Genomic DNA, 25,877 nt, shown 5'->3' on the forward strand with positions numbered 1-25,877 from the left:
GAGCAGCGGAAGTGACGGAACTCTTTACGTCCTCCAAAAGCCGCCCCAGGTGGTCGGGCAGCCCCCTCAGCGCCGACGGTCTCGCTGCCGCCCTGTCCTGGACCCGCCACCGGACCGACGCCGCCCTCGACCACGCCCGCACCCACCCGGACACCGGCGGCGCGCTCGCCCTGCAGCACGTCCCGCCCAAGGCGTACACCGTCGCTCCGCGCCTCGACGTCCTCGCCCCGCACCAGGTCGACGCCCTCTCGGGACGGAAGAACCCCCGCCCCGGCATCCGCGGCCCGATCCAGCCCGCCGAGGCGGAGGTCCTCCTGCGCGTCTGGGTCGACGGCGGCATCGACACCGGCGACGCCGCCCAGCGTCAGGCTCTCGCCGACCTCGCCGCCGCCGACATGGTCACCCGCGGCGGATCATCGACCGCTTCCACGACAACGTGGCGTACAGCCTGCGGATGCTCTCCGAGCCGCCAGCCCCTACTGACATGGACTCTGCGATCGCACTGTCATAACTCTGCGCATCCCGCTGACATCCACCCTGCGCACGACACTTCGCACCACGGCGGCCGGCTCGCGGCCACCCTCCCACCGGGCCTCACCGGCCCTGCCACCCCGGCCGCAGCCGTCCGGCAGAGTGCACCGAGCCCCGCGGCGGCGGCCCCGGGACCGGCGGCCCGTCCGGGGGCGCATCGTCTGTCGGCCTGAGCCCGTGATTTCAGTGCAGCACACAACCGCTGCAGGAGACACCGGACGTCCTGCGGGCCGCCGGGCCGGCAACGGACAAACGGCGATGCGAGGGCGGTGCCACGAACAACCAGGAAGAAGGGCAGCCGGACTGGAGGGTTGCTTCAGGCGGGACCGAGGGACCGACGAGGGCGACACCTTGCCCCGCATCCGCCCGATGTGGGTGGGGGGCAAGGTGCCGTGCTGTGTTTCGAATAAGCTTGTGGCTTACTTGTCGGCTTTGTCCAGCCGCCAGGCCACCATTCCCGTGGACCCAGGAATCGCCTCGGAGTCGATCCTGATCTTGGCCGCTGAGGCTGTGAGACGCTGGCGAAGCGGGACGCCATCACAGTCCACTTTCTGGCGGACGGGGTCCTTCCCAGCTATGGACAGAACGATCTGTCCCTTCCCGGCGCAGGCGACTGTCAGTCTGTACGAGCGTCCTCGTGTCAGTTCCGGTTCGGTGTGGAATCCGTCGCTGACACGCTCAAGTCCCGCCTCGATGAAAAGCGGATCGGAGTCGCTGACCTCTTCTGTGCCGAGAGCTTCCTGAACCTGCCTACCGAGCCGCTCCTCGGTACGGACGGACGTTCCGGAAGGGTGCTTCTGCTGTTCTGGACTGCTCGCGGGGGCGCTTGGCTCCCTCGGATCGCTGCCCTCGCCCGTGCAGCCTGAGGCCAGGGCAATGACCAGCATGGAAGCGCAGACGGCGAGGGTGGGATGCGAGAGCCGCAGTCGTGGCGTCATGAATTCGTCGCCCAGAATCGCCAACCGATCTCCTCGGTAGGAAGCTTCGCGGTGCCTGAGCCGATCTTCACTCTGCTGCACCGGTCGGAACTGGTTTTGTATTTCACCCAGTTCACCTTGTATCCCCAAGAACCGTACTGCATGTGCCCGTACTTCTTTGCGGGGATTGCGTGTGTGTACGTGTGCCCCACGCTGACCCCTACCTTCCCAACCACCTTGACTCCGTACTCCGCCTTGACCTCGGCGACGAGGACACTGGCACTGGCCGAACCGGTGCCACTGATCTCGACCCCGATCTCGCCCGACTTCTCGACACTGACCCGCATCGATCCGCCCGGTCCGTCCTTGTAGCTGGTGCCGTTCCATGTGGACGGGACGTGGTAGTTCGTCTTGCTGCTCACCTGAACCCATTGTCTGACCGGGTTGTCACAGCGCATTGGCCCGACATCACTGTCGGCCCCTATCTCGGGCAGAGCGCCGAGGGCGCGATCGACGGCGGCTTCGGCTGCTGACTTGCTCGGACCCTCCATCACGCTGGCAGCTGACTCCCGGGTAGCGATCTGGTCGGAAGAGACCGCTTCAGGTGCCACATCAGCCGACTCCTCAATTGCGCCAGCTGCAGTAGCCAGTGTCGCAGTGAGAGCGAAGGCTGTGACTGGAGTGAGTACGTACCGCATCATTGCTTTTCGCACGCAAATTCCCCCTATGTGAGGCAAGTTGACTGGTCAGGTCTGTGCACAACCTATGCAACTTCTGCGATTTCTTCGCGCACTTATCGGACTGTCTGAGCAAGACTTGAGCTTGCGGAGGCGTTGGCCATCAAGGCGACGGGCGCAGGGCGATGGAGAAGGGTTCTGGAGTGCCGAAGCGGATGGCCGCGTGCTTCATAGGCCAGCGCACCGCGCGTCACCCACTGCGACACCTGCGGGCCTCGTCGGCGCTGCCGTCGGTGGTGGCGGTCACGGCCGGGGCGGCGTAGGGCGGAGCGGGTTGCTGCCTGCAGTGTCGCCGTTGGCCGTCAGGCATACCGGTGACCATCCGGGGACTGCTGCGGTCACACCTGCGAAGCGAGGAAGCGGCCGCTCGGTTCCTCGCGGAGGTGTCCTGGGGGATCGGTCGGCCGTATGCGAGCAGGAGGAGGTCCTGTGCGGCGCTGGACAGAGGTGTTCGGGTGCTGAACGACCAGTCGAGGTCGTCGGCGCGGAGTTCGATGCCACTCAGGTCGGCTCCGAAGAACTTGAGGGTCCTGGCGTCGGTGCTCTCGAGGAGGATGCGTACGCGGTCTTCGGGAACCCTGCGGTCGAGGCCGAGCGCGACCGTGATGTCCGGGCCGTGACCAATCCGGGCGGACATCCGAACTCAGAGGTTCTGCCTCCGGAGGGCCGTCTGTCATGGAGAGCACGGGGAGGCGAAGGGGCCCCTCACCACCGGGTGCCGCGTGGCCGTCGGACAGGTGGCTGCACGCGCTGTGCCTCGACCCGTCTCTGACGAGCTGTCGGGCCGTTCTCCTGCCGCTGCCGTGCCCATCCCTGCTGATCGGCGAGGAGACGGTGCGCGCCGGCATCCAGCAGTGCGCGCGGAACATCGGTACGTGCGTGCTTCGCGAGGTTCAGCAGGGCGCCGGCCGCGGCCTGTTCGGCCGTCATCACCTGCGTGTACGCGCCGATCAGATTCTCGACCTGCCGCGGGTGCACGGAGTGGAAGCGCATCTCTCCCGGCAGCCGCTGCGGGCGGTGGTCGACGGAGTCGGTGACCAGAGCGCCCCGGGCCCGACGCACGGCCATCGGGGCGGCCAAGGCGAGCTGCCACCCCGATGCCGGCAGACGGTACAGCGCTGCCGCCAGAGGGCCTTCTCCCCCGGCGTCGGCGAGAATCGCGGTACGGGACCGGGGATCACCGGGCCGCTCCTCCGGCTTCCAGTGCACACCGAACAGCAACTGCCCCACCCGTACGACCACCGTGTGGGAGACGACCGCACCGGGGTGCGGCGTGACCTGGGGCAGCCGGACCACCTTGCCCTGGCGGACGATCTCGTAGCTCGGAGGAGGAAGCCGGGGATGGGCCCGGGGGTCCGCGAGGTCGACCACCCGGTGCCACGCCGTTGCGGCCTGCTGCCACGCCTGCGCCGAGCCCCGCAATGCGCCTGCGGTCTCCTTCAAGGCCGAGGCGACAGCCACGTCCTCGTGGCCCTCGGCGATCCGCAGCAGCACCCTCCCCGACAGCAGCCGTGCCATCGCGGTCCACCGGGACATCTGCTGCAGGTCCGAGCCGCTCAGCCGGTGGCCGGACCGGTCGTGCAGGGTCTCGAAGGCCACCCGCCCCAGCCGCTCGCAGTCCTCGCCGAGGCGTGCGGTCACTTCCCGGGTCGGGCCCGACGGGGATGCCTGGACCGGCTCGGCCGGCAGCGCGAGGGGGAAGGTGGCGATGCCCTCGTCGGCGTCCCACGTTCCCGTCCGTCCGAAGACGCTGCCCTGGTCGAGACAGCCGCGCGCTTCGGCGAAGGCAGCCTCGACACCCGGATCCCGGACCCCTGAGGACAGCGCATGGGCGACCCTCCCCGCCTCCCAGGCGAGTTCGGCCGTGCGGCGGGTGATGTACCCGCGGGCGGCCCTGGTGCCGAGCAGGTAGGCGTACGCAGTCACCGGGACCTGGTCCGGTCCGCGATGGCTCTCGACCAGGTCCCCCACTGCCGCAACGGCCTGCCCGGCACTCGTCAGCTCGTTCGGCAGGGGCATGCCGCCGTCCTCGGCGGAAAGCAGGCGCCGAGCCGTTCGCAGCGCCCCGCGGGCCCTGTCCAACTGCGCGGCCAGGTCAATCTCGACCGGCGACTACGCCTCCTCCGCGCCCGCTTCCAGCCGGTCCCGCATCCGCCCGATGACTTGCTCCAGCTGCAGCGCCGCGGCGGATCGGAACGCCGGATCGGCCGAGGACGGTAACGCCTCGGCTGCCGCACGCAGATGTTCGCCCGCGATGTCGTAGAGATCGCCCAGGGTGGCCATGGCTACCGGTCCCGTACGGCGGCAAGGGCGTCGGCGCCGGATCTCGCATGCCCGGCGGCCCGCTCCAGAACAGCCCGCCCCTCCCCCGACTCCGCCGCTGCCACTCGGTCCAGTGCGGCCTGCACGAGACGTAGCAGCCGGACATGAGGTACGAGAGCGGCCGCTCCCGGAGGCACGAGCGGCAGGTCGTACGGCCGGCCGTGCTCGGGCAGGGGCAGCAACTGGCGGCCTGCCGAACAGGCATGGGCCGCGACCATCGCCTCCAGCTCGTCCCCGCCGCCGTCCCAGGTGACCGCGTCGGCCACGCGCCCGACCAGGTCGAAGGCGTCCCAGGCGGCGGCCAGAACACCGGAGAGCTCGGCCGGCTCCGGAGCCGGCCCGAGAGCAGCCTCCAGCTCCTCGATCGGTGTGGGTGTCGTCATGCGCCTTCCCCCGTGGTCGTCTTGCAGTGATCGTTCCACCGCGTACCGAAGCCGACCAAATGAGCTGTGGACATGAGTTGACCTGTGGACAGCCGGCGCCGTCGGGTTCTGGTAGTGACAGTTCGTCGTTGATCGCCTTGAGCTGCGTCGGCGTCAGCCGCAGATTTCTCCAGCCGGAGATGGTGCCGGCACGCGCCGCCTTCGCCGCCGCTCCCCTCAGGGCCGACTTCTTGCCGGGCGGCCGGACACCACTGCGGGCTCTTGGAGGTGGTGCTGCTCACACCACTCTGGGGGAATCCAGCCATCCTGGCCCCTCAGTCCGCTCAGGACTCCCCGCACCCCTGCCGACTGCGGAATAAGCCGGTTAGGGCGTGCAGGGAAGCAACATCTTGTTTCCCTGCACGCCCTTAGCAACGGACCTACTTGCTGAGGCAACTCGTGGAAGCTGCACCCGACCGGTCCTCTCATCTGGGCCCCTGAAGGCCGGGAAGCACAGTCGTCTGCTCTGAGGCTATGAAAGCTCGCGAAACATACCATCGATCGTAATCCGTTCGGAAGCCGATGTAGAGGCTGGGAACCCGTATCCTGCCTCAGCGTCAGACTCGCGGTAGGAATACTCGCGGTCTGCGTAATATTGTTCGACCGAGTCTCGGGCGGACTCGATTTCCGATCTCATGTCGTCGATTACACCGACTCTGGTTGCCACGCTTTCAACTTCGTCGACCCATTGGTGATCGGAATCGCGATCGTGTTCATTGCCGGACAGGCTATCTAGATCCTGCCGCAGCCCAGAGCAGGCGCTCTCGTGAAACTTTTCGGCAGGGTCGAAATGCCGCCTTAGAGTTGAAGCGTATGATCCAAAGAACTCTTCGAAAGCAATCACATCATCTCTGGTGTATAGCAATTCGCCCCAGCTCTCAAATGCCCATTTCAACTCGTCTTGGACATGATCTGGATCCTCGGCGTAACGCATCATCAACGCGCTATTGAAGAGTCTCCAATCGTCAGGATCCATGTACCCAGAGGCCGTGCTCTTGAGTAGTTCGATCGCCACCGCAATGAGCTCACCGAATGATTTCCCCATCAGTCGATGTGTCGGCTTCAGCGAGTCGAGGAGGGGCCTAATTGTTCGCGTGTACACCCTACGGGATTCGTGCGGATCGGATCTGCTGGCTTCTCTCTCTTCGGCGATCAACTCCATCATTTTCCTGGCAATGGAGATTGAGTGAAGGGTTACGGTATCGGCACAGTGCTGAAATCGGAGCTTTCCGCCATGCCCGGATACTGCGTACCCCAGAAGTGTGCTTACTTGAGTCAGATGTATCGCGTCCCTGATGATGGTCATCAGGTAGTCCGGTTCTTCGTCAAGGAAAGCGAGGGTGAAGTCGCGTACGCTCGGGTTTGCGTAGGCGATCATCGTGACCCCGTTGTCTTTCTCGATGCGGACGAAGGTGCCTTCCAGTACTCGAAGTGCGCTAGTGTAATCCGTTGGCTTCGCACCTTTTTGAACCAAAGCCTTGAGGCCGCCAGAGCTGACGCCATGGATGGGAAATGAGGAAAGTGTAAGCGTTATCCATTGGGCGAGGTCAGACAGTCCGTTATTGAAGACAATTCTCCAAAGGTCCAATGGGTGGTCAAGCGTGTGGTTAAGAGTGCGTGCGAATTCATCCGCTGAAGAGTGAGCCCGCTTGATGACCAGTTCGAGGATCCGCGGGGAGAAGTTCTTGTGGTTTACGACTGCCCAGTAGGATGAATTTTCCACGTACTCTCTGACAACCTCTCGTGAGAGAGTGGAGAAGTAGATGTGGTTGTACAGCATGCGCGCCCGCTGGATTGGCCCGTAGTCAGCTATATTGATTACACACTCGACCACTCGAAAGTCGGCTTGCGCGATGGGCTCGCTGATCAGTCGAGTTTGCTGAAGGATCTGGGATCTCGTTGTCATGACAAGTCGCTTGTCTGGGTTCCGTGCCACACGGTCCATCAGGCGGATTATCCAACTGTCCTTCGTGCGTCTTTCGCTGATGTCCGTCTGTCCGAGGAAATCGTCATACAGAAAAACCTGTTTGCGGCCAGACTTATATGCGCTCCATGCGTCATCAACGTCGGTTCCCACCGACACGATTTGCCACCCGTCGTACCAGTGCCTCAGGGCGAGCATTTCGGCAAGCATGCTCTTTCCGACTCCGGGTGAACCCGTTAGGACGACGACATGCTTCTCGTTGAGTAGTTCGTGCGCTGATTTGTAGCTGCTGGTGGGAACGTACAGCTTGACTCGGTCCCTGATATCCTCAAGCAATGCCTCGCTGCGCTCCCAGATACCGCTTTGAACAATGCGTTCCAGGATCGTCGTCGAGGCGAGCCAAAGCTTGAAATGTTGCTGCTCCACCCTGGGGTGCCGCGTGATTAGGTCATTAATGTCGACTTGGGAAATTATGTCAGCGGTGTCGGAAAGCCATGGGTAGAGATCCTCTGCGAGGGTGTCTTTCTGGGTTCTGCTCAAGGTTTGAGATGTGACGAAGAGATAGCGGTCGGGTTTCTCTTTGTCCATCTTTGGGACTTCGCGGCGCGCCGACGCGCGGAGATCTTTGAACGACGAGCCGAGATAGTGCTTGCACTGGACGATGACCTTCCCCTCTAGTGCTTTCGCCCGTAGGTCAATGCCTCCGTCGCGGCCACGCCCGAATGCCTCCAAGCGCCAGTGGTACTCGGCTGCGAGGAGATCACGAATCAGGATCTCGAAGTCGTTGGGCGAGAGGGTGCGGAAGTCGTAGTCGGCCAAACCGTGTGCTCCAGAAGAGTGATTGGGCCATCAGCTCGCACGCTGAGACGGGGCCTCAACTTTACCGGCTAGAGGTCGCCCGGCTCGGTGTTTCGGAAGAGGTCGGCCGGCTTGACCCCAAGGGCCTGGGCGAGTGCGGGGATGCGGTCGACGGAAACGCTGTGAACCGCCGCTTCGACCTCGGCGTAGAAGGACCGGTTCTGCTCCTCCACTACCTGCATATGGACCTCAACCGCTGGGGATTCGTGCCCGCCGAGGAGTGCCTGCTCGGCGTCCTCGCCTCAGCCAACTAACGTGCCTCACTCGGTAGTTCTCCATCAAGCATCCACTTGCCAACTTGGAAAGTGGATGTCAAGGTGGCAATGAATACGGCACAGCAGCACCACGGCGAGACCTCAGCGGTATCCGATGAGAGGCAGACGCGGAATGGCTGAACACAACCCGTCCCATGACGCAGCAATCCTGCTCGAGAACGTCACCAAGCGTTACCCGGGCCCAAATGGGGATGTCGTCGCCATGCGGGGTGTCGACTTGTCCGTGCAACGGGGAGAGATCTTCGGACTGCTCGGCCCCAACGGAGCGGGCAAGACCACCACCATTGAGACGCTGGTCGGCCTACGTCGTCCTACCGCGGGCAGGATCCGGGTCCTTGGGTACGACCCCATGGAACAGCGCGACGAATTACGCAAGCACGTTGCGATCCAGCCGCAGCAGGCCGCCGTGTTCGAGCAACAGACGGTGGTGGAGCTGCTGCGGGTCTGGGCTTCCTTCTACCCCGACCCCGACACCCCCGACGCCGTCATCGAGAGGATGGGCCTGACGGGCTCGCGCGACGTCCGGGTGGCAAAACTCTCGGGCGGCCAGCGCCAGCGTTTGCTCGTGGGTACGGCGCTCATCTCCCGCCCGCGCCTGCTGGTGCTCGACGAGCCGTCGACCGGCATGGATCCCAACGCCCGGCAGGAGCTGTGGGACGCGGTCCGCGATCACCGCAGTGCCGGTGGCACCGTACTGCTGTCGACGCATTCCATGGAGGAGGCCGAGACGCTCTGCGACCGGGTGGCTGTGCTGCATAAGGGCGCGATCGCCGCCTGCGGCGCTCCCCAGGACCTCATCGCGGCCCACGCGCCTGAACGCGAGCTGCACTTCACCGTTCCTGCCGGCACCGACCTGGGACAGCTGCGCGACACGGTGGGCGTGTCCCACATCGAAAGCCACGATGCCGGCAGCGAAACACGGGTGGTGGCGCGAACGAGAGACTCCGACGCGGCGTTCACGCTGCTTGCCGGCCCGCTCGGCGCTCGGCGGATCCAGATCAAGGAAGCCGGCCTGGAGACGGTGTTCCGCCTCCTCACCGGGGTCTTCTTCCACAAGGCGGCCGTCGGAACGGAAGCGGACGAGGCCGGCCTCGGGAAGGAGCCCAGAAAGACGGAAGGCGTAGACGCATGATCTCTCCAGCCTCTCGTGAACTCGCGCTGCTGCACGCGCGCGAACTCACACGCGACCCGAAGTACTTCTACTTCGCCTTCTTCTTCCCCTTCGGCATGCTTGCCATCTTTCTCGGTATCGGCTCGGTCGTGCCGCAGGAGTCCGGGGCACCGGACTTTCTCCAGCTCGTCTTCCCGATGACGATCTTCCTGGCCGTCACCAGCGCGGCGCTGACCGTCACTGCGGGCCCGCTGGCAAACCTGCGCGCCAAGGGCACGCTCCGGTTGCTCGGCACTACCCCCGTGGGCCGGGCACGGCTGGTGTTCACACACATGTTCGCCAGGATCCTCATGGTCACCGCCCAGACGATCGTCCTGCTGGCGCTGGCGGTCACCCTCGGCAAGGTGGAGCCGAGCCGGCTTCCTGCTCTCTTCGGGATCGCGCTGCTCGGCCTGACCATGTTCGGGGGATCGGCTACCTGATCGGCGGCCGTCTGGCCTCTCCGGACACCGCCACCAACGTGGGTACGCTCGTCCAGCTCGCGGCGCTGTTCCTGAGCGGCCTCGCGTTCCCGGTCGAGTTCATGCCCGATGCCGTCCGTACCACGCTGGGCCTGCTGCCCACGTCCTTCTTCGCGGACCTGATGCTCACACAGATGTCGCAGGGCGACCCGGTCCACCCCGCATGGCTCTCGATCCTGGTCGTCGCCGCCACTGCGGTCGTGGCCGTCTCCGTCGCCGTCCGCACATTCAAGTGGGACCAAGGGGAAACGCGATAGGCACGAGCATCCAGACCGTACCCTCCACTCTCACACACCAGGGAAGGCTCCATGATGAACAAGAAGGAAGCGCGTGAAGCCCTTGCTTCTGCAGATGCGCTGGCTTCGCAGATGCGCCGGGGAACCCGGCAGCACAACCGCCTGGTTTTCCTTCTGGGCCTCGTGATGATGGTGATGACAGCCGTCTACGGGCTGATGATCCAGCCCTCTGTGCGCTATGCCGTCCCGGTCGTACTGCTGATTCCCTTCTTCATCCTGGTGATCTACACGGCGACGCGTCCGGTCCTCCCGCGCCACTACCGTGCGCTGTACGCCGTCATCACGGCAACAGGAGCGGGTATCTACTCGCTCACCGTCACCCTCGGCACGACCTACTTCTCCGGCGAACCGCTGTGGTGGATCCCGGGGGCCGTCCTCTGCGCCGTGCCGTTCTTCCTGGTCGGCATGCTGGACCGCAAGGCCGTTCGCGCCGCAGAGGGCAGGCCGTGACGCACCCGCGCAAATCTCTCGACAGCGTCATCCACGCACCGGTGCGCTTCTCCATCGCTGCTGCGCTGGCCTCGGTCGACGAGGCCGACTTCAAGACTCTCCGCAACATCATCGAGATCACGGACTCGGCCCTGTCCAAACAGATCTCCTTGCTGGAACAAGCCGGCTACGTGAAAGTCCGCAAAGCCTTCGTCGGCAAGCGCGCCCGCACCTGGCTCTCCCTGACCGGCAAGGGCCGCACCGCCCTCGGCCGTCACCTGAACGCCCTCCGTGAGATCGCAGCCTGGGACTCCCAGGCAAGCCCAGGAGACGAATCCGAGACTTGAGCGACGTCGTGTGCCAGACGGCCCTGGCATCCGCACGCCCGCTGTTTCCGGCCTCGGTACCGGTGGGCTCGCGTGTTCAACTGTCACCAATTCTCTGAGTGGTCCAGCCCTGGTGGTGCTTCAGGCCCCTCCCGCCGACGGCGAGCCGTCAGCCGTCCACCAGGGACGACGAGGGCTTTGCCGCTGGTTTTCGTTCCGATGTTCCTCGCCCCCGCCATGACGGCAGGTGACCGTCTCGGGGAACAGGTCGCCGGACGGGACGTGTCCAGCGCACCCCGGGCCGGTGCGTCCCACGATCACCAACGTTGTCCCGAGTTGATCAGTGTTACGGCCCGATCTTGCCGAACACGTCGGCAGGATCGGGCACCCGCCCGGCAGTCACTGGGGCGTCAACACAGCGTGGCCCGGTTCAACGTCCGACGAACCTCCGCGATCACCGCCGCGTCCTCCGGACGATCGGCAACCGTCAGAGCCCGGTAGACCTCGGCAAGCTCGCTGGTGCCGTGCTGATCGCCCTGGTCGAGAAGCAGCTGGCCGACGTGGAATCGGACGTCTAGCAGCAGGCGGTCATCAGGTGGCCGGCATGGTCGCAGTGCATCCGCGAGGGCCAGGAGGCCCTTCAGAGCCTCTTCTTGATACCCGAGAAGTGTCTGGCAGCGCGCAAGCCCGAAACGGCACCGTGCGGCGTTATCGGCGTGTTCCGGGCCAAGACCTGCCAGATCTTGTACGAGGCCAGCGAACCTGGGCGTGGCATGAACGATCAGGCCTTCGTCGAAGAGAGCTTGCGCCTGCGTGATCCGCACGCGGATAGGGAGAGGACCGGCTGTCAATCCCCTCGTTCTGTGGAGATCTTCTATGCGGCCAGCCCCAAGGCGGAGTTGGCTCGGTGGTCGTGTTCGTAGTCGATCGGGCTGTGGTATCCGCACACGCTGTGTAGTCGGTGGGTGTTGTAGAAGCCGGTGATCCAGGCGGCGATCCTCAGCCGGGCCTCGGCCCGGGTAGCGAAGGTGTGCCGGTAGACGTACTCAACCTTGAGCACGCTGTTGAACGCCTCGCTGACGGCGTTGTCGAAACATGACCCGACCCGGCCCATGGACTGCGTCACGCCCAGGCGCCGGCAGGCGCGCTTGAACCGCCGGGACACATATTCGCTGCCGCGATCCGAGTGGAAGAGCACGCCCTTCACGTCGCCACCGCGGGTGGCGGCAGCCATGTTCATGGACGCGACGACGAGCTCGGCGTCGTGTCGTTCGCCCATCGCATAGCCGAGCAGGCGCCGCGAGAACAGATCGATCACGGTGGCCAGATACAGCTTGCCCTCACCGGTGACGATCTCCGTCATGTCGCCGGCCCACACCTGGTCGGGTGCGTCCGCGGTGAAGTCCCGGCGCACGAAGTCCGGAGCCGCGGCCCGTTTGCCGGGCCTGGTCAGCCCGCGGCGCCGACGGATCTTGCGTCCGGCCAGGCCGAGCTCGGCCATGATCTTGGCGACGGTGTTCACCGAGACGCGCCATCCTTCCCGCAGGAGCCTGATCCAGACCTTCGGTGAGCCATAGGTGCCGCCCGAGCCCTCGAAGATCTGCTTGATGGCCTCGGCCAGCTTCCCGCGCCGGACCTCGCGGGTTGTCATGGGCTTGCCGCGCCACTTGTAGAACCAGGACTCCGACACCCCAAGAACCCGGCAGGCCAGGCGGTGCGGGACGTGGTGCTCGGCCCTCTGGTTACCGATGAACGCGGCCAGTGCCGCGGGATCGGACTCGGTCATTTCACCCAGAGGGCCATGCATCGCTTGAAGACATCACGCTCCATCTCCAGCTCCCGGATGCGCTTGTTCTTCTCGCCCATCTCCCGCCGCAGCCGCTCCAGTTCCGCGCGCTCGCTCTCCCGCACCCGCCCGCCACTCTCCGCGGCCGCGGGCCGGTCGGACGATGCCGACCCGTTGCGGCGCCACCGCGAGACCCAGCTGTGCAGCGTGCCCGGATGGACACCGAGCTCCTCAGCGACCTGCGGGATCGGCTTCCCCGTCTCGATCACGATGCGTACAGCACCCTCACGGAACTCGGCGTCGTACGTCCGCTTGTCGGTTCCCATGAACCTCAACTTCCCCTGCAATCACGGACTCCACGCTACGAGGGGAGGGACATGCAAGTGATCACCTGAGAAGCGAACCGGGCTTTCACTTCCTACCCGCTGAGTTGGTGCAGAGAAGGTCCAGCTCCATCAGCGCGGTGCCGGGGCCGGAGGCGTCCTGGACGGCCTTGGGGTACTCGGTGTCCTCGCCGCCGGCCTTGCGGACGACGGTGGCGTGCTTGATGTAGCCGCTCTTGCCTGCCTTGTTCGCGAGCCAGAGCAACGGTTCGCGCCTGTCCAGGATTCCGTGGGTGATCGCGTTGATCGCGGCGCCGGTGAGCAGGGCGCTGGCGGGGACGCGGTAGCCGAGGGTGCGGGTGACTGCGAGGGTGGAAGCGAGCTGGATGGCGCTGTAGCTGGCGACGTGTCGGCTCACCGAGCGGCGGCCGTAGGCGCTGGCGGTGCAGGTGCGGCTGCCAGGCCAGCGCCCGGGCTCAGAGCGGGCGCCCGTGCCTTTGGGATCGTGAATGTCTGCGTAGGTGTCGGTGAGGCGGGATTGGATTCGGGTGACGAGGTCGAGGTCGGCGTACCAGCGGCCCGCGCGGTCGACTTCGCCGACTCTTTCGCCGTCGGGGTGGTGGCCGCCGTGGAGCGCCTGGCGGTGGTGGGTGCGCTCGGCGGTGAGGGCGGCGGGGGTGTGGGTGAGGGGGCTGGTGGTCCGACAGACTGGGCAGCGGTAGAGGTAGCGGCGCAAGGGGTGGTCTCCTGACCTTCGGAGCAGGGCGCCGCACCCCCGCCGATCGCGCCCTGGGGGCGTTCGTGGGCCGGATCGGGGGTGTGCGGTGGTTGATTGGATTGATTGATTTTCGCTGGTCAGCATTGGTTTTCTGATCGGTTGGCGATCGGCTGCTGATCGGCTGAGGTCTGCCGATCAGCGCCAATCGGCAGCCGATCGAAATCCAATGGAAAGCCGATCAGGATCCGGTCGGCGGATGCCCTACTCGCTCTCGCCCAGGGCCTGCTGGATGGCTTCGAGGTAGTAGCCGCGGGGCTGCCCGTCGAGCTCGGTGATGCGCTCGGAGGAGAGGTCCACGCCCGCGTCGCGCAGCGCGCGGGAGAGGGCTTTGCCGAGCTCCCGCAGACGGCTGCGGTCGTCGCGGTCGTCCCACTTCGCCCATTGCCCGGGGTCGTCCTCGCGGAGATGACCGTGGAGCTGGTCCATGGTCAGGTAATTCGGTTCGCTTTCGTGAACGAAGGCGTCGCGGATTGCCTGCAGGATTGGGGGCAGGTCGGCCGGATCGTCGTCCTCCGGCTCGTCCTCGTGGTCGTCGGGTTCGGCAACCATGGCGAGGAGGTCGGGCCACGGTACGTAGTGCAGGTACTCCTCTTCCTCGTCGGCGAACTTGAGACCGGGCGGGTTCGGGGCCTTGAGTGCGGCGTCGATCGATGCCTGGTCGACGTCGACGAGACCGGCGGTGAGGCGTTCGGCAGCGCGTCGGCCGCCCTCGTCGTCGGGGATGTAGTGCCACTTGTGGAGCATCGGGTCCTCGGACAGGCCCGGCGCTCCGACGATGTAGGTCTGGGCGCAGTGGTTGAGCTCCTTGCCGGACTTCGGGTGGAGCCGGTGCGGCAGGTAGCCGAAGTCGGCCGCGCCGCTGCCGAGGGCGCCGGTGGTGTCGACGTCCCGGCACGCGCCGATGATCTTGAGTGCGGGGTGCTGGGCGATGTTGCTGCCCAGGAGCTCCTTGGTGGAGCCCTGGGCAGCGAAGATCACCCAGACGCCTTCCTTCCGGCCGACCAGCATCAGCTCGGCGATGATCTGCTTGCTGCGCTTGGTGAGCTTGGGAAACTCGTCGACGAAGACGATGACCGCCGGGTGCTCCCGAGTGCATTCCCAGGCGTCGCCCATGCCGAGCTTGCGGCGAATCCGGGCGCGGCCGGCGGCGAGCCGGTAGAGCGAGAGCAGGATGAACTCGATCTGGATCGGACCCGTGGCGGTGAGTTTCACCGCGTCGGTGAACTGCCCCGGCCCGTCGCCGGACGGGTCGAGGAACACAGTGGTCGCGTTGTGGGCGGCGGTGGTCCAGTCGAGCAGATCCCGCATGATGGTGGACTTGCCTCCGCCGGAGCGGGCGATGATCTCGCCCATCAGCTCGGCGAGGGAGAAGGACAGATCGGTTCCGTCCGCGCTCATCCCGAAGACACCGGCCTGGGTGACGTCGACCGAGTGCGGTGCCCGGTACGGGGGCGGTTTCATCTCGCCGAACAGGTCGCCGGTGACCACGCGCAGCAGGGCCTCGGCGGTGCGCTTGCGGTTGGGCTGGAGAATCACGTCCCCGTCACCGACGTCGAACCGGGTCTCCAGGTCCCCGAGCTTGTCAGCGATGACGCCCGGGGTTCCCTCGGACACCCGCGCCACCGACTCCCATCCCCACGAGTACGAGACAGCGTCGCCGACGTGCGCGACCGGAACGCGTTCGGCGAGCAGGGCCCGCCGGACGCACTCGGTGGCCATGGCCGGCGTGGTCGCCTCGTGGATGGTGAACGGCTTGCCGGTGTCGCCGGGAGTCTGCGTTCCCGGAGCGGCCGCACCAGCCTGCCCGGCCGACGACGACTGGTCCGTGCCGGTCGTGCCGGCAAGGTGGCCGGTGCCGAGTTCGTAGGCGAGCGGGGGGACTTCAGGGAGCTCGCGGCGCCAGCCGGGGAACCGGCCCTTGGCCCACGCAGTCGTCGTGATCCCGGACGCGGTAAGGACGGGGAGCAGGGCGCCGCCGATACGGATCTCGGCCCAGCCGATAGCCAGCCCGAGGGCTGCGGTGGCTGCCCAGCGGCGTGTGGCGGTCCGGTGGCGGTGACGCCTCAAGTCCGCCTCCGCAGGCTCCAGATGGGCTGTGTAGGGCCTCTGGGAGGCCTCTGTGGCCTGCTTCCGCCACCCCGCCGCTTCCTTCCGCAGCGAGGCAGCCTGCCGCCGCAGGGCAGTGGCCTGCTTGCCAGCGTCCTCGGGATCGGCAGAGGCGGCGGCGAGCAACTGCCCGGCCTGGCGGTCGAGCTTGTCGGCCTGTTTCGCCAGCCCGGCCGCCTTCTCCTCCAGGTTCTTCGCCTCGGACTGCTGGCGGGACGTCCAGGTGCTGTAGCGGTGGTTGAGGAGCCCGGCGCGCAGGTGGGCGGGGGTTTCGTCGGAGGCGTTGAGCCATGCGGCGCGCTCGGCACGCAAGACCTTCGCGCCCGTACGGACCGCGGTGATCTCCCTGCGTGCCAGGGCGATCATGCCTGCGGTCAGGCGGGACGCTGCACCGTGTGCGGCACTGCTCTTGCCCTCGCTGGTCCTGGCGTTGTTGGTGGTGTCGGCGGTCGGTGCGTCGTGGGTGGGTCCGGGCTGGTCGTCGGTGAGGAACTCGCCTTCCGTTTCGAGGTCGAGGACGAAGGGTTCGGGCAGGGTGGTCAAGGGGGTTCCTCCATGCGGAATGGGTGGGCGGGTCCGGGCGGTGACGGCCGTCCGCGCACCACGGCCGCACGCGGCACGAAGGGCGCCGGGTGCGGTGCGGGGACGGCCGATAGCGTTCGGGCACAAAAAAAGGGGGCTGCTGGTCAGGCGATGGAGCCGACCAGGGAAGCGCCCAGGTCGTTGGCCATGGGGATGACGAACGCGGCGAACCAGCCGCCGAGGGTCGCGGACAGGCCGAGGAGGATTCCGGCGAAGATGCCCTGTCCCATCTCCGGCTTGACGCTGTCGGGGATCGCCTTCCAGCCGCCGAGGATCACCACGGTGATCAGCAGCAGGATCAGGTTGCCCATGCCGGTCAGCTCAACGACGTTGCTGCGGGCGGCGAGGGTGGTCTCCCCGCCGGTGGCGCCCCACATGGCCAGTGACCCGACGCCGTTGCCGAGCCAGGTGAAGAGGCCGGTCATGAAGCCGATCAGCCCGCTGGTGGTGGCGGTGGCCAGGCCGCCGTAGCTGATGCCCGCGAGCAGCGGGATCAGTTCCGTGGCGTCCCGCAGGATCTGTCCGCGGTTTTTGATGTGGGCGATCGCGAATCGCGCGACGTGCCAGGTCGGGATCGCGAGACCGATGAAGAGGCCGCCGATCGTCAGCGTGCCAGTGGGAATGTTCATGGGTGGTGACCTCCGGGCCACGTGAAAGGGAGGAAACAGCGGTTACTGGAAGGGCAGGGCGGCGACGATCTGGTCGCCGAGACGGTTGACGGCGGGGATGAGGGTGAGGGCGGCCAGGCCGGACACCGCACCGATCAGCCCAGCCGCCGAACCGACCAGGGCACCGGCCGCGATCCGGGCGCGCAGATAGTTGTCGCAGCAGCGCCAGACGAATACGAGGACGGCCAGGAGCGCGGTCGTGGCGACGGCGCCGCCGGGGCTCATGCCGGACGGCGCGGTCTGGGGCAGCAGCCAGTTGCCGCCCTTGCCCGAGACCGCGTTGCCCAGGGGGTTGGTGACGCTGGTGACGGTGCGGCGGGCGGCCCAGCCGAGCAGGCCGCCGGAGCACAGGGCGCTGAGCAAACCGATCAGCAGGCCACCCGTGATGGCGGCCGCCGACGGCATCTCGCGCCCGCCCCGCCACCACCGCACGAACGTGAACACCAGGACCGCGGCCGCCAGGGCAAGGCCACCGAGGGACAGCTGAGCCGGGGTCACGCTCACGGCAGCACCGCCACGACAGACGGCATGAGGCTGCCCAGGTGCCCGAGCAGGCCCCCGGTGCCGAGCAGGGTGATGACGCTCATGACCACACCCCGGTGAGGAGGTAGCCGTACAGGTACAGGCCGGCCGGAGTGACCACGCTGGACGCGAGGAGATTGAAGGTCAGAACCCGCACCAGCCAGGACCGGATGCGGTTGTACGGGTTGCTGCGCAGCTCCAGGAGTCCGGCGACGGCCAGGGCGGCCATCATCACCCCGGGCTCGTCCCCGAAGACGTGGAAGACCTTGCCGGACGCCGGGAGCAGGAGCAGGCCGGCGACGAGGGCGGTGCCGTTCCGTACCGGGCTGAGCCGGGAGACGCTGAACCGGGGCGGGCGGTCCTGCTGTGCGGGCTGGGTGGGGTAGTAGTGGTGGTGATGCACGGGTGCGGGTGCGGGTGCGGGGGGCGCCATCACACCGCCCCCGTTCCGGGGCGGCGGAGGGCCGACCGGAGGCCTGGCCGGGGGGCCGGCCGGGGGCGGAGTGGGCGGAGTCCTGCGCCGGGGCGGCGGGACCGGCTCCGGGCTCGCGGACGGCGGAGCGGGCGGCGCGGATGGCGGCGGAGGGGGCGTTGCGCCTCTGTCGGTGCGCTCGCCGGACAGCTCGACGGTGGTCGGCTCGATCGGCTGGTCGCGACGGATGTGCGTGGTGTCGGTCATCGCCGGGCCTCTGCCTCATCGGGGCTGGTCACGGCGTCGGTGCTGCCGTGCTGGTCGTGGTGGAGCCAGGCCCGCACCTGCAACTCGGCCGGGTCCGCGGCGGTCGGGTCGGTGGGTGCGGGGGTGGGGGTGGTGGTGGGCTGGAACCCGTCGGGCAGCCGCGGCAGCACCGTGGCGGGATGCGGGGCGGCGAGGAGCGGGCCGGGCAGGCGGGTGACGGTGAGCGGGGTCTCGGCGAGGCGCCTCAGGTGGTTCAGGCGGCGCGGACGGCGGATATGCAGGCAGGCGAACAGCACGAGCGCTCCAAGGAGATGAGGCCGTAGGGCCGCACCGGATGCCGGTGCGGCCCTACGGGAATGCGCGGATAGGTTGTGGTGCGGGCTGGTCAGCGGGAGCGCCGCCACCAGCCGCCGCCGTCCTGGCGGGCGCGCTCGGAGGCCTCCCACGCCTGGCCCTGCCGGTCCGCCTTCGCCGCGTTGCGGTGGTGGCTCTCGCGGCGCTTGCGGGCCGCCTTGTCGCTCGCGGACTCGCCGCCGTACTGCCGTGCGAGGTCCCGGTCGTTGCCGACCAGGCCGAAAAAGGCCATGGTGAACACACTCCTGACTGGTGGTTGGGGGTAAAGGGCCGCCCCTGGCCAGGCCCTGGAAAGCGGGCCGGGAGCGGCGCGGTCCGCCGGTCTTGCCGGCGGACCGTGTGCTGATGGCGGTGCTCGCCGGGTCTGCGAAGCCGTGGCTCCGCTCGCCGGGTCGCTCACCGGGTCTGCGCCGGGTCGACTGCGTGCTGCTTCCGGCAGTCGCAGCGAGGGCCAGCCCGCACGGATGCGGGCTGGCCCTCACTGGTGATGCCGGACGGTGGTCAGGCGCTCGTGTCCTCGGACTCCTCCTCGTCCTCGAAGGTCTCCCCGCCGCCGTCCTCCTGGGCCAGCAGGGAACCGAACGCGATGCGCACCCGCGCCTCACTGCCGACGAAGCCAGCGCGGCGGAACGCGTCGCGGGCCTGCCGGTAGGAGCGCGGCGGGTCATCCGCGTAGCGCAGGTGCCGCAGGACCACGTCGAGCTGCTCGTCGGTCAGCGGCCGGCCGGGCTCGGGGACCGGCACACCCGACACGGCCGCGAGGTCGGCGAGCGTGACGGTAGGTGTGCCGGTCGGGTGTGCCGGTGTGCCGGACGGCGGCACACCCGGCGTGCCGGTTCCGGTCGGCAGCGCGTTGACCTGCGTGCCGCTGCCGTGCCGGTCGCCGTCGGGTGTGCTGGGCAGTGCCGGGGCGACCGCCGACCACTGTCCGAGCTCCGGCAACCCGATCGCCGCCACGGACGCCGGCAGAACCTTCTCGGCAACCGTGGCCGCGGTGGTCTCGGCCTGGCCGTGCAGCTCCTTGGTCATCGTGTGCTGCGCCTTGAGGACGCCCTTGCGGTAGGCGGTCTCGGCCTTGGCCACCTTCTCCTCCAGGGCGGTGGCCAGCTCCAGGAGCTCGATGCGGTGCGCGGCCTCCGCCTCCATCTCCTCCAGCTTGTCCGCCACCGTCTGCCGCTTGGACTCCAGGGACTGCCGCGTCCCGGCAGACACCCGCCGGCCGAGCGACGGGAGGGCGATCCACCACGCGAGCTTGGTGAAGACGATCGCGATCGGCGTGAGGACCACGGCCAGGTCGATGCCCGGCTGGGACCGGGACAGGATCAGGTCGGCCGTAGGGATGGCCGCGTTGACGACCGTGAGAGCCAGCCCGGCGTACTGCACCCGCCAGGCCCGGCGGCGGTTGTTCCCAGCCAGGATCTCCGTGGCCTGGAATACCACCCACAGAGCGTCCAGCGCGCCCACGGTCGGCACGGCCCACCCGCCGAAGCGGGGTTCGAGAATGTCGTAGGACACGGCCACGCTCAGGACGGCCACGCCCAGCGTGACCACCCCCAGGACGGCGAGCACGACCCCGCGCGCGGTGATCCTCCCGCCCCAGCCCTTGCTGTTCTCCTTCACCGGTTTCTCCCTTCTGGTATGTGTGATCGCGGCCGGTATCAGGCGGCCGTTCCGGAGAGACGCCCGACCTTGGTGACGTGGGCGTCCTGCTGCTCGATGAGGCGACGGACCTGCTCCTCCAGCGGGGCGTAGTTCTCGCAGGTGCCGTAGTAGCTCTGGCGGTAGCGGTCGGTGGAGGCGATGACCCAGTCCTTGGCCTCGGGGTATCCGGCCGCCGTCAGGGCGGCGTTGTGCCTCAGGTCGGCGTACAGGTGCTTGTCGTGGACCTCGGCGATCTCCTCGGCCCGCTGGTCGAAGGCGTGCGCGGCGGCCTTGGTGCGGTCCTGCGCGTCGACCAGGCGGGAGACCGCGGGCGCCCATTCCTGGGCGGCTTCCGGGGCGCGGAGGTAGCCGTACGCCGCATCCAGGGCCTTGGCCTCGTGCTGGTACGTCTTCCACAGAGCCGGGGCGTCCCGGACCACGTCCTTGAGGTCCGCGACGTAGGCGGCGTCCCGCCACTTCTGCTGGGCCTGCTCGTAGACCTGGGACAGGACCGTCCAGGCCTTCTCCCGGAGCTGGTGCTCGGCCTCGTCCTCCGACTCACTGACGTAGCGGAGCTTGGGGTCGGTGTGGGTGGCGGGCTCGCACGGCTCCTGCTCCCGGCCCGTGAACCGCTCGAACTCGAACCGGAGCCAGTGGGAGGAGGTGTCGACCTTCGTCAGTTCCTTCGGGAGGTACGGCTGGAGACGAGCGAAGATCTCCTTCAGCTCGTCGGAGGAGATCTGGAAGGTGGAACCGAGCATGATCAGTTTCCTTTCGGAGAGTGAGGCCGGTGGTCAGGTGTTCGGAGTGGTCAGGCGCCGGGTGTGTCCGCGGCGGACGAGTCCGGCGTTGAGGTAGTCGACGGCTTCGCCTTCGTCGATACGGAACTGGTATCGGCCGAAGGCGAGGGCGATCAGGTCGCCGGCAGCGAGCGCCTCGGTGTCCTGTCCGAAGATCAGGGAGTCAGCGGCGCGCATCAGGCGGGCGTGGCGCAGGCTGGTACGAAAGTTCTTGAGCATCAGGTCGGTGCCCTTCCTGGTCGTAGTCGTCCGGGCTGCCCGGGCTCCCCTCACCGCCCACCCCTGCCGCCGCGATTTCGGCGGTCCGGGGCGGGCGGATCAGGCAAGGCAGGCCGTCAGCCGCGGGGAAGTTCCGGGCGCCGGGACGCGGTCGCGGTCTGCGCGGTGAGCCAGGCGACGGCTGCCGGGGCCATGTCGGCCGCGCCCGTGTCGGTGCCGAGCGGGGCGGTGTCGATGTCCCGCATCGCGTCGGCCGGCGGCAGCAGCCGCATGTACGGGGAGCGGGCCAGCTTGATCAGGCCGCCGGTGCTGTCCAGGCGGGCCAGGGTGTAGCGGATCTCGCCGCTGGCGAAGGGGACGACCCCGTCGACCCGGCAGACCACCGTGTGGCCCGCCTTGCCGAGCCAGAACTTCTCGGGGTCGCGGTAGAGGACGTAGTCGTCGCACCGGTACGTAACCGGCGCGGCCACCCTGGATACGGAAGAGCTGGCGTTCATTTGTCTCCTTCGGATCGGCTCGGGCCTGTGCCCGGAGCGGGGCTTCGCAAAAGGCTGGTTGCCCGTCGGGCGGGCAGCCGGCCAGGGAAAGAAGCACGGGACGGACAGCGAATTCGCCGCCCGTCCCGTGTCACGGGTCAGCGCGAGCGCAGACCACGGAGGTAGGCGTCCTGAAGGTCGGCGAACCGCTGGTACAGCGGGGCCCCAGTGGAGCAGTGCTGCTCGGATCGGCAGGGCTCGCAGGTCTCGTAGTCGGCGCGCCAGGTTTCGCGTGCGTGCTGGTAGCGAATGTGCAGGTCGTCAGCCACGGTGAATGGCCTGGGAGTTACGCATGTGGGGTGGAGCCTGCCGGCGGGGTTGTGGTGCGGGATGGATGTCAGTAACGGGGTGGCCGGCGTCCCATGCCGTGGCGGCCGCCGTGACAGCGGCCGCGAGCAGGGCGAGGGTGATCGGGTGGGCCAGGCCACATACGAGCCGCCCGGACCGCGCGGTGCTGAGCGGTCCGGGCGGCTCGTATGTGATGCACCGGGAGTTACTTGCCGCCGCCCCCGCACTGGCAGGGCTCGTGCACCACGGTCTGGTACGGCTTGCCGTCGGCACCTACGTGATTGACCGTCACCAGGCGCGGCGGGTGTCCGCAGCTGCTCATCGGGCCACCGCCGTCCGGGCAGAGACCGCGGCCGTCGGGGCGGGCGCGAAGCCGGGCGGGCAATTGCTGGGGTCGCACTTCCACCGGGTGCACAACGGGCAGACGTCGTTCATCGACGGCCGGTGCAGGACGAGCACGGGCTGGCGCACGTACCCGGGCGCCATCTCGGCGAGCGAGCGGCGTGCGTGGCGGCCGGCGGACCGGGCGCGGTGGTCGCCGCCGGCCATCAGCTGGCGGACGAGCCGGTGGAACGAAGTGTCGGTCTCGTCTCGCTCGTAGCCGCTGCCGTTGTGCCCGCTGCCGTCGTCCTCGCGGCCGATCTCACGGCCGACCTCGTCAGCCTCTCCGGCGCGGAGTGCGGGGGCGGTGCCCGTGCTACCGACATGGGTGGGCGTGAAGGTCATAATGCTCATGCGGATCAGGTCTCCTTGCTCGGAGGATCCGTGCTGGCCCCCGGCACGTATGGCGTGTGGAGCGCCGTGTCGGGGGTCGCCCCGTTCCGGGGCTGCGCACAGTGGGGTTGTCCTGTAGCCCCACGCCGACACCAGCCCGTGATGCGGCGGGCTGGGAACGACGTGCAGAACAGGCGCAGGGTTAGGCCGCGACCGGACCGGACTCCATGACGTAGGCGAGTGAGATCCGCTCGCGGGCCGCGGCGTTGAGCTCCAGGAGGTGCTGCCAGTCGGCAGCAGTCGCGGCGGCGAGACGGCTGGGCTGGCGGATCTCCCGATCGACCGCCAGCTCCTGCCCGGTACGGCCGCCGCGGACCAGATCGTCGCTCGCCCGATCACCGGCCCCGTCGCGCAGCGCGAGCTCCTCGCAGGCCGCCCGAACCGGGCACCGCCCACAAACCTGTCGGGCACTGGCCTGCTGCGCCGCCCAGATCGCGGGCGGCACGTCGTTGCGGTTGAACAAGACGTTCCGGCCACTGCAGCGGGCGCCGGCGTCGATGGCGGCCTGGAGCACGGGGCGACGCGTCCGGCGGGCGACCTCGGGCGAAATCCTGTTGAGCGTCATGACAGTCCTTCCGTGGTGGGCTGGTGTGCGGGCAGCGTGATGAGCCCCCAGGCCGGGGTGCCTGGGGGCTCATCACGCGTGAGTTGTCAGATGTGGAGGGGCTTGAGAGGCAGGCCGGGGCCGCCGTGCGTCGGAGCGGGCCAGGCGGCGGCGCGGCGGATGAGCTCGTGCTCATCGACGAGGGTCGTCGGCCGGACTTTGGGGAGTGGGACGTTGTGACGGTCGCGGGTCGCCTGGCCCACGCTTGGAAGAGCCTGCCGCAGCGACCGCTGTCGCGCTCGGGCCTCGCCCCGCCGCTCAACACGGCGCTGCTCATTCGCGATCCGGTCACGGTGGGCCTGCTGCTCGCGGGAGAGTACGGCGGTGGCCTCGGTCTCGCGGAGCGCGATCTCCAGTTCGCGGCCTGCAGCGCACCGGCCGTCGGCCCGACACGTCGTGCATGTGGCGCGATGCGCGATGACGGTGCGGCGGGCCCGCGCCAGCAGCGGGAGCAATCGGATCCCGATGGGGTCTACCTGCCGTTCGCGGGTGGCCGCGATCCTGTACACCGGGGTGCCCGGTGCCGGGAGTGGCTTGAAGTGCTGGCGGGCGGGACGGAGATAGGACGCGGTCGCTTCCGCGACCTGGAGCTGCTCGCGCCACATGTCAGCCGTGATGTCGATGTTCAGGAGCTGGTTGCTCCCTCCACATCGGCGTGTACTGCGGGGCCGGTGATGCGGCGCGACCTTGGGTGTCTGCAGGCCGGTGATAGGACACCAGGAGTCGCAGTCTCTGCAGACCAGAGAAGTCTCGTCCGGCAGCAGGTTGATCTCCTGTACAGGCAAGGTGCTGAGTGCCAGGGCTGGGCGGTGGTTCGTGCGGGCGGTGCGGGTTCGGGACGGACGCTTTGCGCTGGCAGCGGGCATTAAGGCTCCTTGAGTTATGGAAGCAAGGCGGCGAGGCTGCTCTCTCTGGGCAACAGGCACATGCCCTGTTGCCCAGACAGCGCATCAGGGCCGCGAGATAACAGTTGTCGCCCGTTCCAGGGGATTTGGTGGAGCTATCAACCCCGGGACCACGCATGTAAGCGTTGCGGCGACAAAGTCTTGCGGTAGTGCCGACAGCAGAAACTTCGCTAGCGACGTCACCAGAAAAGCAGTACCTCGCTAGCGATGTCAACACTTCGATAGCGAGGTATGCTCGTGTCGATATGATCAGTGACGCCGACCAGAAGTACGATCGCTAGCGAGGCAGGGAGAGGGGATGACTGGCGGATCCAGCAAGCAGCCGAAGTACCGACAGATTGCTGACACGTTGCGTGCGGCGATCGACGCGGGCGAGTACCAGCCGGGTGACCGACTCCCCGGCGAGAATCCATTGGCGGCAGAACATGATGTTGCAGTCATGACTGCACGTCAGGCCCTGAACGCCCTCAAGGCCGAAGGACTCGTCGAATCCCGCAGGGGTGCGGGATTTTTCGTGCGCTCGTTCCGCCCGATCCGCCGCCGTAGCATCAGCCGTTTGGCCCGTGAGCAGTGGAAATCTGGAGTGTCCATCTTTTCGGCAGACGACGAGCGTTCACTGACCGCAGAAACCGAGCTTCTCGGCGCCATCACGCCACCTGAGCCGATCGGCAGGGTCCTCAACCTCGATGCTGACGCGGAGGTCTTCGCCCGCTTTCGTCGGCATATCGTCGACGGCAGGCCTGTCCTACTCTCGACGTCATACCTCCCAAATGACCTTGTAGCTGGCTCACGTATCACCGAGAACGACACAGGGCCAGGGGGCATCTACGCCAGGCTGGCGGAGTTGGGCGCTGAGCCGAACCACTTTCGTGAAGAGCTGCGTGTTCGCACACCGTCCGCTGAGGATGCGAAGCGCCTCCACCTGGCGGTCGACACGCCTGTGATCAAAATCTGCCGTACCGCGTACACAGCTGAGGGGCGCGCTGTAGAGGTCAACGAGATGACACTCGATTCTGCGGCTTACGTCCTCGAATACGACTTTCCTGCCTGATCGCAACCCCTGCCCGCACCAAGGCTGCCCCACAGGAGCTCGATCGAAATGACGTTTGATCGTCCGCCATAGAAAAGACGAAGCCGCCCCGTCCCGGCAAGGACGAAGCGGCTTCTTCAGTCCGACTCGCAGGAACTTCCAGGAACCCGAGTCGTGCCGGTGAGGTGACCTCGCCGGGGTGATGCCCGTGGACCAGTGGGTCCGCGTCAGTCACCTGTACCCAGATTATGCGATGCGCGTCGCGCGACGCCACCACCTGGGTCACCTGTAAGGTCACGCCGCTGGTCGCGGCTCCCCTAAACAGGGGAGAACCACCACAAATGCATCGCCCCTACTACCACCGTGAGCTTTCAGCCGTAGTCTCGGCAACTTTTGCCAGCCTGGGTGTCACGCCGGACTCCGAATCCGGCCTTGGAACAGGTATGACACCCACCCTGACCCTCGCCAACCAAACCGTTGACGCTGTGCCTTGCCCGTCCGGCGAGGCGCGAGGCAAGGCCTTCTCCCGTCGTGCGTGCAGCAGCGGGAGAAGGGCTTGCGGGGCTAACCCTCGCATCGGCCACCGTGCCGCCATGACCTCAACTTCTCCTCT

The 25,877-nt window shown here is 67.5% G+C and carries 33 protein-coding genes; 8 read left to right on the top strand and 25 right to left on the bottom strand.

Annotated elements, in window-relative coordinates; genetic code table 11:
- Positions 1-11 precede the first annotated feature (11 nt).
- A complete protein-coding gene (locus OG842_RS44510) occupies positions 12-704 on the top strand; it encodes a hypothetical protein (protein WP_266738294.1) in 693 nt (230 codons plus the stop codon).
- Positions 705-950: 246 nt separating this feature from the next.
- Here OG842_RS44510 and OG842_RS44515 read toward each other — a convergent pair whose 3' ends face one another.
- The 7 genes from OG842_RS44515 to OG842_RS44545 form a co-directional block, all read right to left on the bottom strand.
- Positions 951-1,493: a hypothetical protein gene (locus OG842_RS44515; RefSeq protein WP_266738292.1), complete on the bottom strand. Its 543-nt coding sequence runs from the start codon at positions 1,491-1,493 to the stop codon at positions 951-953.
- Complete coding sequence (locus tag OG842_RS44520) at positions 1,466-2,059, bottom strand: hypothetical protein (RefSeq protein ID WP_266738291.1); 594 nt, start codon at positions 2,057-2,059, stop codon at positions 1,466-1,468. The genes OG842_RS44515 and OG842_RS44520 overlap by 28 nt, the downstream gene beginning before the upstream one ends.
- Before the next feature lie 316 nt (positions 2,060-2,375).
- The gene (locus tag OG842_RS44525) at positions 2,376-2,822 is read right to left on the bottom strand and encodes a hypothetical protein (protein ID WP_323185942.1); all 447 of its coding nucleotides are present in this window, start codon (positions 2,820-2,822) and stop codon (positions 2,376-2,378) included.
- Positions 2,823-2,890: 68 nt separating this feature from the next.
- Entirely contained in the window at positions 2,891-4,204 is a 1,314-nt protein-coding gene (locus OG842_RS44530) for a hypothetical protein (protein ID WP_266738290.1), read from the bottom strand.
- Positions 4,205-4,297: 93 nt separating this feature from the next.
- Positions 4,298-4,468: a hypothetical protein gene (locus tag OG842_RS44535; protein WP_266738289.1), complete on the bottom strand. Its 171-nt coding sequence runs from the start codon at positions 4,466-4,468 to the stop codon at positions 4,298-4,300.
- 2 nt (positions 4,469-4,470) lie between these two features.
- Positions 4,471-4,890: a hypothetical protein gene (locus tag OG842_RS44540; RefSeq protein WP_266738288.1), complete on the bottom strand. Its 420-nt coding sequence runs from the start codon at positions 4,888-4,890 to the stop codon at positions 4,471-4,473.
- 511 nt (positions 4,891-5,401) lie between these two features.
- Entirely contained in the window at positions 5,402-7,672 is a 2,271-nt protein-coding gene (locus tag OG842_RS44545) for a restriction endonuclease (RefSeq protein WP_266738286.1), read from the bottom strand.
- 161 nt (positions 7,673-7,833) lie between these two features.
- Between OG842_RS44545 and OG842_RS44550 the strand changes: the two genes are divergently transcribed.
- The 6 genes from OG842_RS44550 (at position 7,834) to OG842_RS44575 (ending at position 10,690) form a co-directional block, all read left to right on the top strand.
- Complete coding sequence (locus OG842_RS44550; protein ID WP_266738285.1) at positions 7,834-7,965, top strand: hypothetical protein; 132 nt, start codon at positions 7,834-7,836, stop codon at positions 7,963-7,965.
- Between the two features lie 133 nt (positions 7,966-8,098).
- Positions 8,099-9,118, top strand: a complete 1,020-nt coding sequence (locus OG842_RS44555; protein ID WP_266738284.1) for an ABC transporter ATP-binding protein — start codon at positions 8,099-8,101, stop codon at positions 9,116-9,118.
- Positions 9,115-9,579, top strand: coding sequence for a hypothetical protein (locus tag OG842_RS44560; protein WP_266738283.1), 465 nt, complete (start codon positions 9,115-9,117; stop codon positions 9,577-9,579). Before OG842_RS44555 ends, OG842_RS44560 begins: the two co-directional genes overlap by 4 nt.
- Positions 9,580-9,617: 38 nt before the next feature.
- On the top strand, positions 9,618-9,875 hold the full coding sequence (locus OG842_RS44565; protein WP_266738282.1) for a hypothetical protein: 258 nt from the start codon (positions 9,618-9,620) through the stop codon (positions 9,873-9,875).
- 51 nt (positions 9,876-9,926) lie between these two features.
- Positions 9,927-10,364, top strand: a complete 438-nt coding sequence (locus OG842_RS44570) for a hypothetical protein (RefSeq protein ID WP_266738280.1) — start codon at positions 9,927-9,929, stop codon at positions 10,362-10,364.
- Positions 10,361-10,690 carry a winged helix-turn-helix domain-containing protein gene (locus OG842_RS44575; protein WP_266738279.1) on the top strand — a complete coding sequence of 110 codons (330 nt, stop codon included), beginning with the start codon at positions 10,361-10,363 and terminating at the stop codon, positions 10,688-10,690. The genes OG842_RS44570 and OG842_RS44575 overlap by 4 nt, the downstream gene beginning before the upstream one ends.
- 389 nt (positions 10,691-11,079) lie before the next feature.
- On the opposite strand, the gene OG842_RS44580 is transcribed toward OG842_RS44575, so the two are convergent.
- The 18 genes from OG842_RS44580 to OG842_RS44665 all read right to left on the bottom strand — a co-directional run bounded on the left by OG842_RS44580 (position 11,080) and on the right by OG842_RS44665 (position 23,934).
- Positions 11,080-11,493 (bottom strand): hypothetical protein, encoded by a 414-nt coding sequence (locus OG842_RS44580; RefSeq protein ID WP_266738278.1) that lies wholly within the window; start codon positions 11,491-11,493, stop codon positions 11,080-11,082.
- Between the two features lie 50 nt (positions 11,494-11,543).
- The gene (locus OG842_RS44585; RefSeq protein WP_266738276.1) at positions 11,544-12,455 is read right to left on the bottom strand and encodes an IS3 family transposase; all 912 of its coding nucleotides are present in this window, start codon (positions 12,453-12,455) and stop codon (positions 11,544-11,546) included.
- Positions 12,452-12,781: a transposase gene (locus OG842_RS44590; RefSeq protein ID WP_266693273.1), complete on the bottom strand. Its 330-nt coding sequence runs from the start codon at positions 12,779-12,781 to the stop codon at positions 12,452-12,454. Before OG842_RS44590 ends, OG842_RS44585 begins: the two co-directional genes overlap by 4 nt.
- 85 nt (positions 12,782-12,866) lie before the next feature.
- Complete coding sequence (locus OG842_RS44595; RefSeq protein ID WP_266738275.1) at positions 12,867-13,514, bottom strand: hypothetical protein; 648 nt, start codon at positions 13,512-13,514, stop codon at positions 12,867-12,869.
- 243 nt (positions 13,515-13,757) lie between these two features.
- Positions 13,758-16,205, bottom strand: coding sequence for a hypothetical protein (locus OG842_RS44600; protein WP_266738274.1), 2,448 nt, complete (start codon positions 16,203-16,205; stop codon positions 13,758-13,760).
- 143 nt (positions 16,206-16,348) lie between these two features.
- Positions 16,349-16,873, bottom strand: a complete 525-nt coding sequence (locus OG842_RS44605; protein WP_266738272.1) for a hypothetical protein — start codon at positions 16,871-16,873, stop codon at positions 16,349-16,351.
- 42 nt (positions 16,874-16,915) lie between these two features.
- Positions 16,916-17,416, bottom strand: a complete 501-nt coding sequence (locus tag OG842_RS44610; RefSeq protein ID WP_266738271.1) for a hypothetical protein — start codon at positions 17,414-17,416, stop codon at positions 16,916-16,918.
- 79 nt (positions 17,417-17,495) lie between these two features.
- Positions 17,496-17,867 carry a hypothetical protein gene (locus OG842_RS44615; RefSeq protein WP_266738269.1) on the bottom strand — a complete coding sequence of 124 codons (372 nt, stop codon included), beginning with the start codon at positions 17,865-17,867 and terminating at the stop codon, positions 17,496-17,498.
- Positions 17,868-18,109: 242 nt separating this feature from the next.
- Complete coding sequence (locus OG842_RS44620) at positions 18,110-18,409, bottom strand: hypothetical protein (RefSeq protein ID WP_266738268.1); 300 nt, start codon at positions 18,407-18,409, stop codon at positions 18,110-18,112.
- An 89-nt stretch (positions 18,410-18,498) separates the two neighbouring features.
- Positions 18,499-18,699 carry a hypothetical protein gene (locus tag OG842_RS44625; RefSeq protein ID WP_266738267.1) on the bottom strand — a complete coding sequence of 67 codons (201 nt, stop codon included), beginning with the start codon at positions 18,697-18,699 and terminating at the stop codon, positions 18,499-18,501.
- 269 nt (positions 18,700-18,968) lie between these two features.
- Positions 18,969-20,087 carry a hypothetical protein gene (locus OG842_RS44630; RefSeq protein ID WP_266738265.1) on the bottom strand — a complete coding sequence of 373 codons (1,119 nt, stop codon included), beginning with the start codon at positions 20,085-20,087 and terminating at the stop codon, positions 18,969-18,971.
- 38 nt (positions 20,088-20,125) lie between these two features.
- Positions 20,126-20,869, bottom strand: a complete 744-nt coding sequence (locus OG842_RS44635; RefSeq protein WP_266738264.1) for a hypothetical protein — start codon at positions 20,867-20,869, stop codon at positions 20,126-20,128.
- Positions 20,870-20,902: 33 nt separating this feature from the next.
- Positions 20,903-21,127, bottom strand: coding sequence for a hypothetical protein (locus OG842_RS44640; protein WP_266738262.1), 225 nt, complete (start codon positions 21,125-21,127; stop codon positions 20,903-20,905).
- Between the two features lie 116 nt (positions 21,128-21,243).
- Positions 21,244-21,624 (bottom strand): hypothetical protein, encoded by a 381-nt coding sequence (locus tag OG842_RS44645; protein WP_266738260.1) that lies wholly within the window; start codon positions 21,622-21,624, stop codon positions 21,244-21,246.
- A gap of 137 nt (positions 21,625-21,761) precedes the next feature.
- Positions 21,762-21,932, bottom strand: coding sequence for a hypothetical protein (locus OG842_RS44650; protein ID WP_266738258.1), 171 nt, complete (start codon positions 21,930-21,932; stop codon positions 21,762-21,764).
- 337 nt (positions 21,933-22,269) lie between these two features.
- A complete protein-coding gene (locus OG842_RS44655) occupies positions 22,270-22,686 on the bottom strand; it encodes a hypothetical protein (protein ID WP_266738256.1) in 417 nt (138 codons plus the stop codon).
- Between the two features lie 181 nt (positions 22,687-22,867).
- Entirely contained in the window at positions 22,868-23,290 is a 423-nt protein-coding gene (locus OG842_RS44660) for a WhiB family transcriptional regulator (protein WP_266738254.1), read from the bottom strand.
- An 86-nt stretch (positions 23,291-23,376) separates the two neighbouring features.
- Positions 23,377-23,934 carry a hypothetical protein gene (locus tag OG842_RS44665; RefSeq protein WP_266738252.1) on the bottom strand — a complete coding sequence of 186 codons (558 nt, stop codon included), beginning with the start codon at positions 23,932-23,934 and terminating at the stop codon, positions 23,377-23,379.
- 598 nt (positions 23,935-24,532) lie between these two features.
- On the opposite strand from OG842_RS44665, the gene OG842_RS44670 reads away from it, so the two are divergent.
- Entirely contained in the window at positions 24,533-25,285 is a 753-nt protein-coding gene (locus tag OG842_RS44670; RefSeq protein ID WP_266738250.1) for a GntR family transcriptional regulator, read from the top strand.
- Positions 25,286-25,877 lie beyond the last annotated feature (592 nt).

Origin of the sequence: Streptomyces sp. NBC_00376 (assembly GCF_036077095.1) — a bacterium.
Taxonomy (GTDB): domain Bacteria; phylum Actinomycetota; class Actinomycetes; order Streptomycetales; family Streptomycetaceae; genus Streptomyces.

Coding starts and splice junctions, on each gene's coding strand:
- OG842_RS44665 (WP_266738252.1), bottom strand. CDS start 23,934: ATGTGGCGCGAGCAGCTCCAGGTCGCGGAAGCGACCGCGTCCTATCTC.
- OG842_RS44645 (WP_266738260.1), bottom strand. CDS start 21,624: ATGAACGCCAGCTCTTCCGTATCCAGGGTGGCCGCGCCGGTTACGTAC.
- OG842_RS44560 (WP_266738283.1), top strand. CDS start 9,115: ATGATCTCTCCAGCCTCTCGTGAACTCGCGCTGCTGCACGCGCGCGAA.
- OG842_RS44635 (WP_266738264.1), bottom strand. CDS start 20,869: ATGCTCGGTTCCACCTTCCAGATCTCCTCCGACGAGCTGAAGGAGATC.
- OG842_RS44530 (WP_266738290.1), bottom strand. CDS start 4,204: ATGCCCCTGCCGAACGAGCTGACGAGTGCCGGGCAGGCCGTTGCGGCA.
- OG842_RS44605 (WP_266738272.1), bottom strand. CDS start 16,873: ATGAACATTCCCACTGGCACGCTGACGATCGGCGGCCTCTTCATCGGT.
- OG842_RS44570 (WP_266738280.1), top strand. CDS start 9,927: ATGATGAACAAGAAGGAAGCGCGTGAAGCCCTTGCTTCTGCAGATGCG.
- OG842_RS44615 (WP_266738269.1), bottom strand. CDS start 17,867: ATGGCGCCCCCCGCACCCGCACCCGCACCCGTGCATCACCACCACTAC.
- OG842_RS44660 (WP_266738254.1), bottom strand. CDS start 23,290: ATGACGCTCAACAGGATTTCGCCCGAGGTCGCCCGCCGGACGCGTCGC.
- OG842_RS44585 (WP_266738276.1), bottom strand. CDS start 12,455: ATGACCGAGTCCGATCCCGCGGCACTGGCCGCGTTCATCGGTAACCAG.
- OG842_RS44555 (WP_266738284.1), top strand. CDS start 8,099: ATGGCTGAACACAACCCGTCCCATGACGCAGCAATCCTGCTCGAGAAC.
- OG842_RS44525 (WP_323185942.1), bottom strand. CDS start 2,822: ATGTCCGCCCGGATTGGTCACGGCCCGGACATCACGGTCGCGCTCGGC.
- OG842_RS44590 (WP_266693273.1), bottom strand. CDS start 12,781: ATGGGAACCGACAAGCGGACGTACGACGCCGAGTTCCGTGAGGGTGCT.
- OG842_RS44625 (WP_266738267.1), bottom strand. CDS start 18,699: ATGGCCTTTTTCGGCCTGGTCGGCAACGACCGGGACCTCGCACGGCAG.
- OG842_RS44535 (WP_266738289.1), bottom strand. CDS start 4,468: ATGGCCACCCTGGGCGATCTCTACGACATCGCGGGCGAACATCTGCGT.
- OG842_RS44670 (WP_266738250.1), top strand. CDS start 24,533: ATGACTGGCGGATCCAGCAAGCAGCCGAAGTACCGACAGATTGCTGAC.
- OG842_RS44640 (WP_266738262.1), bottom strand. CDS start 21,127: ATGCTCAAGAACTTTCGTACCAGCCTGCGCCACGCCCGCCTGATGCGC.
- OG842_RS44540 (WP_266738288.1), bottom strand. CDS start 4,890: ATGACGACACCCACACCGATCGAGGAGCTGGAGGCTGCTCTCGGGCCG.
- OG842_RS44655 (WP_266738256.1), bottom strand. CDS start 22,686: ATGAGCATTATGACCTTCACGCCCACCCATGTCGGTAGCACGGGCACC.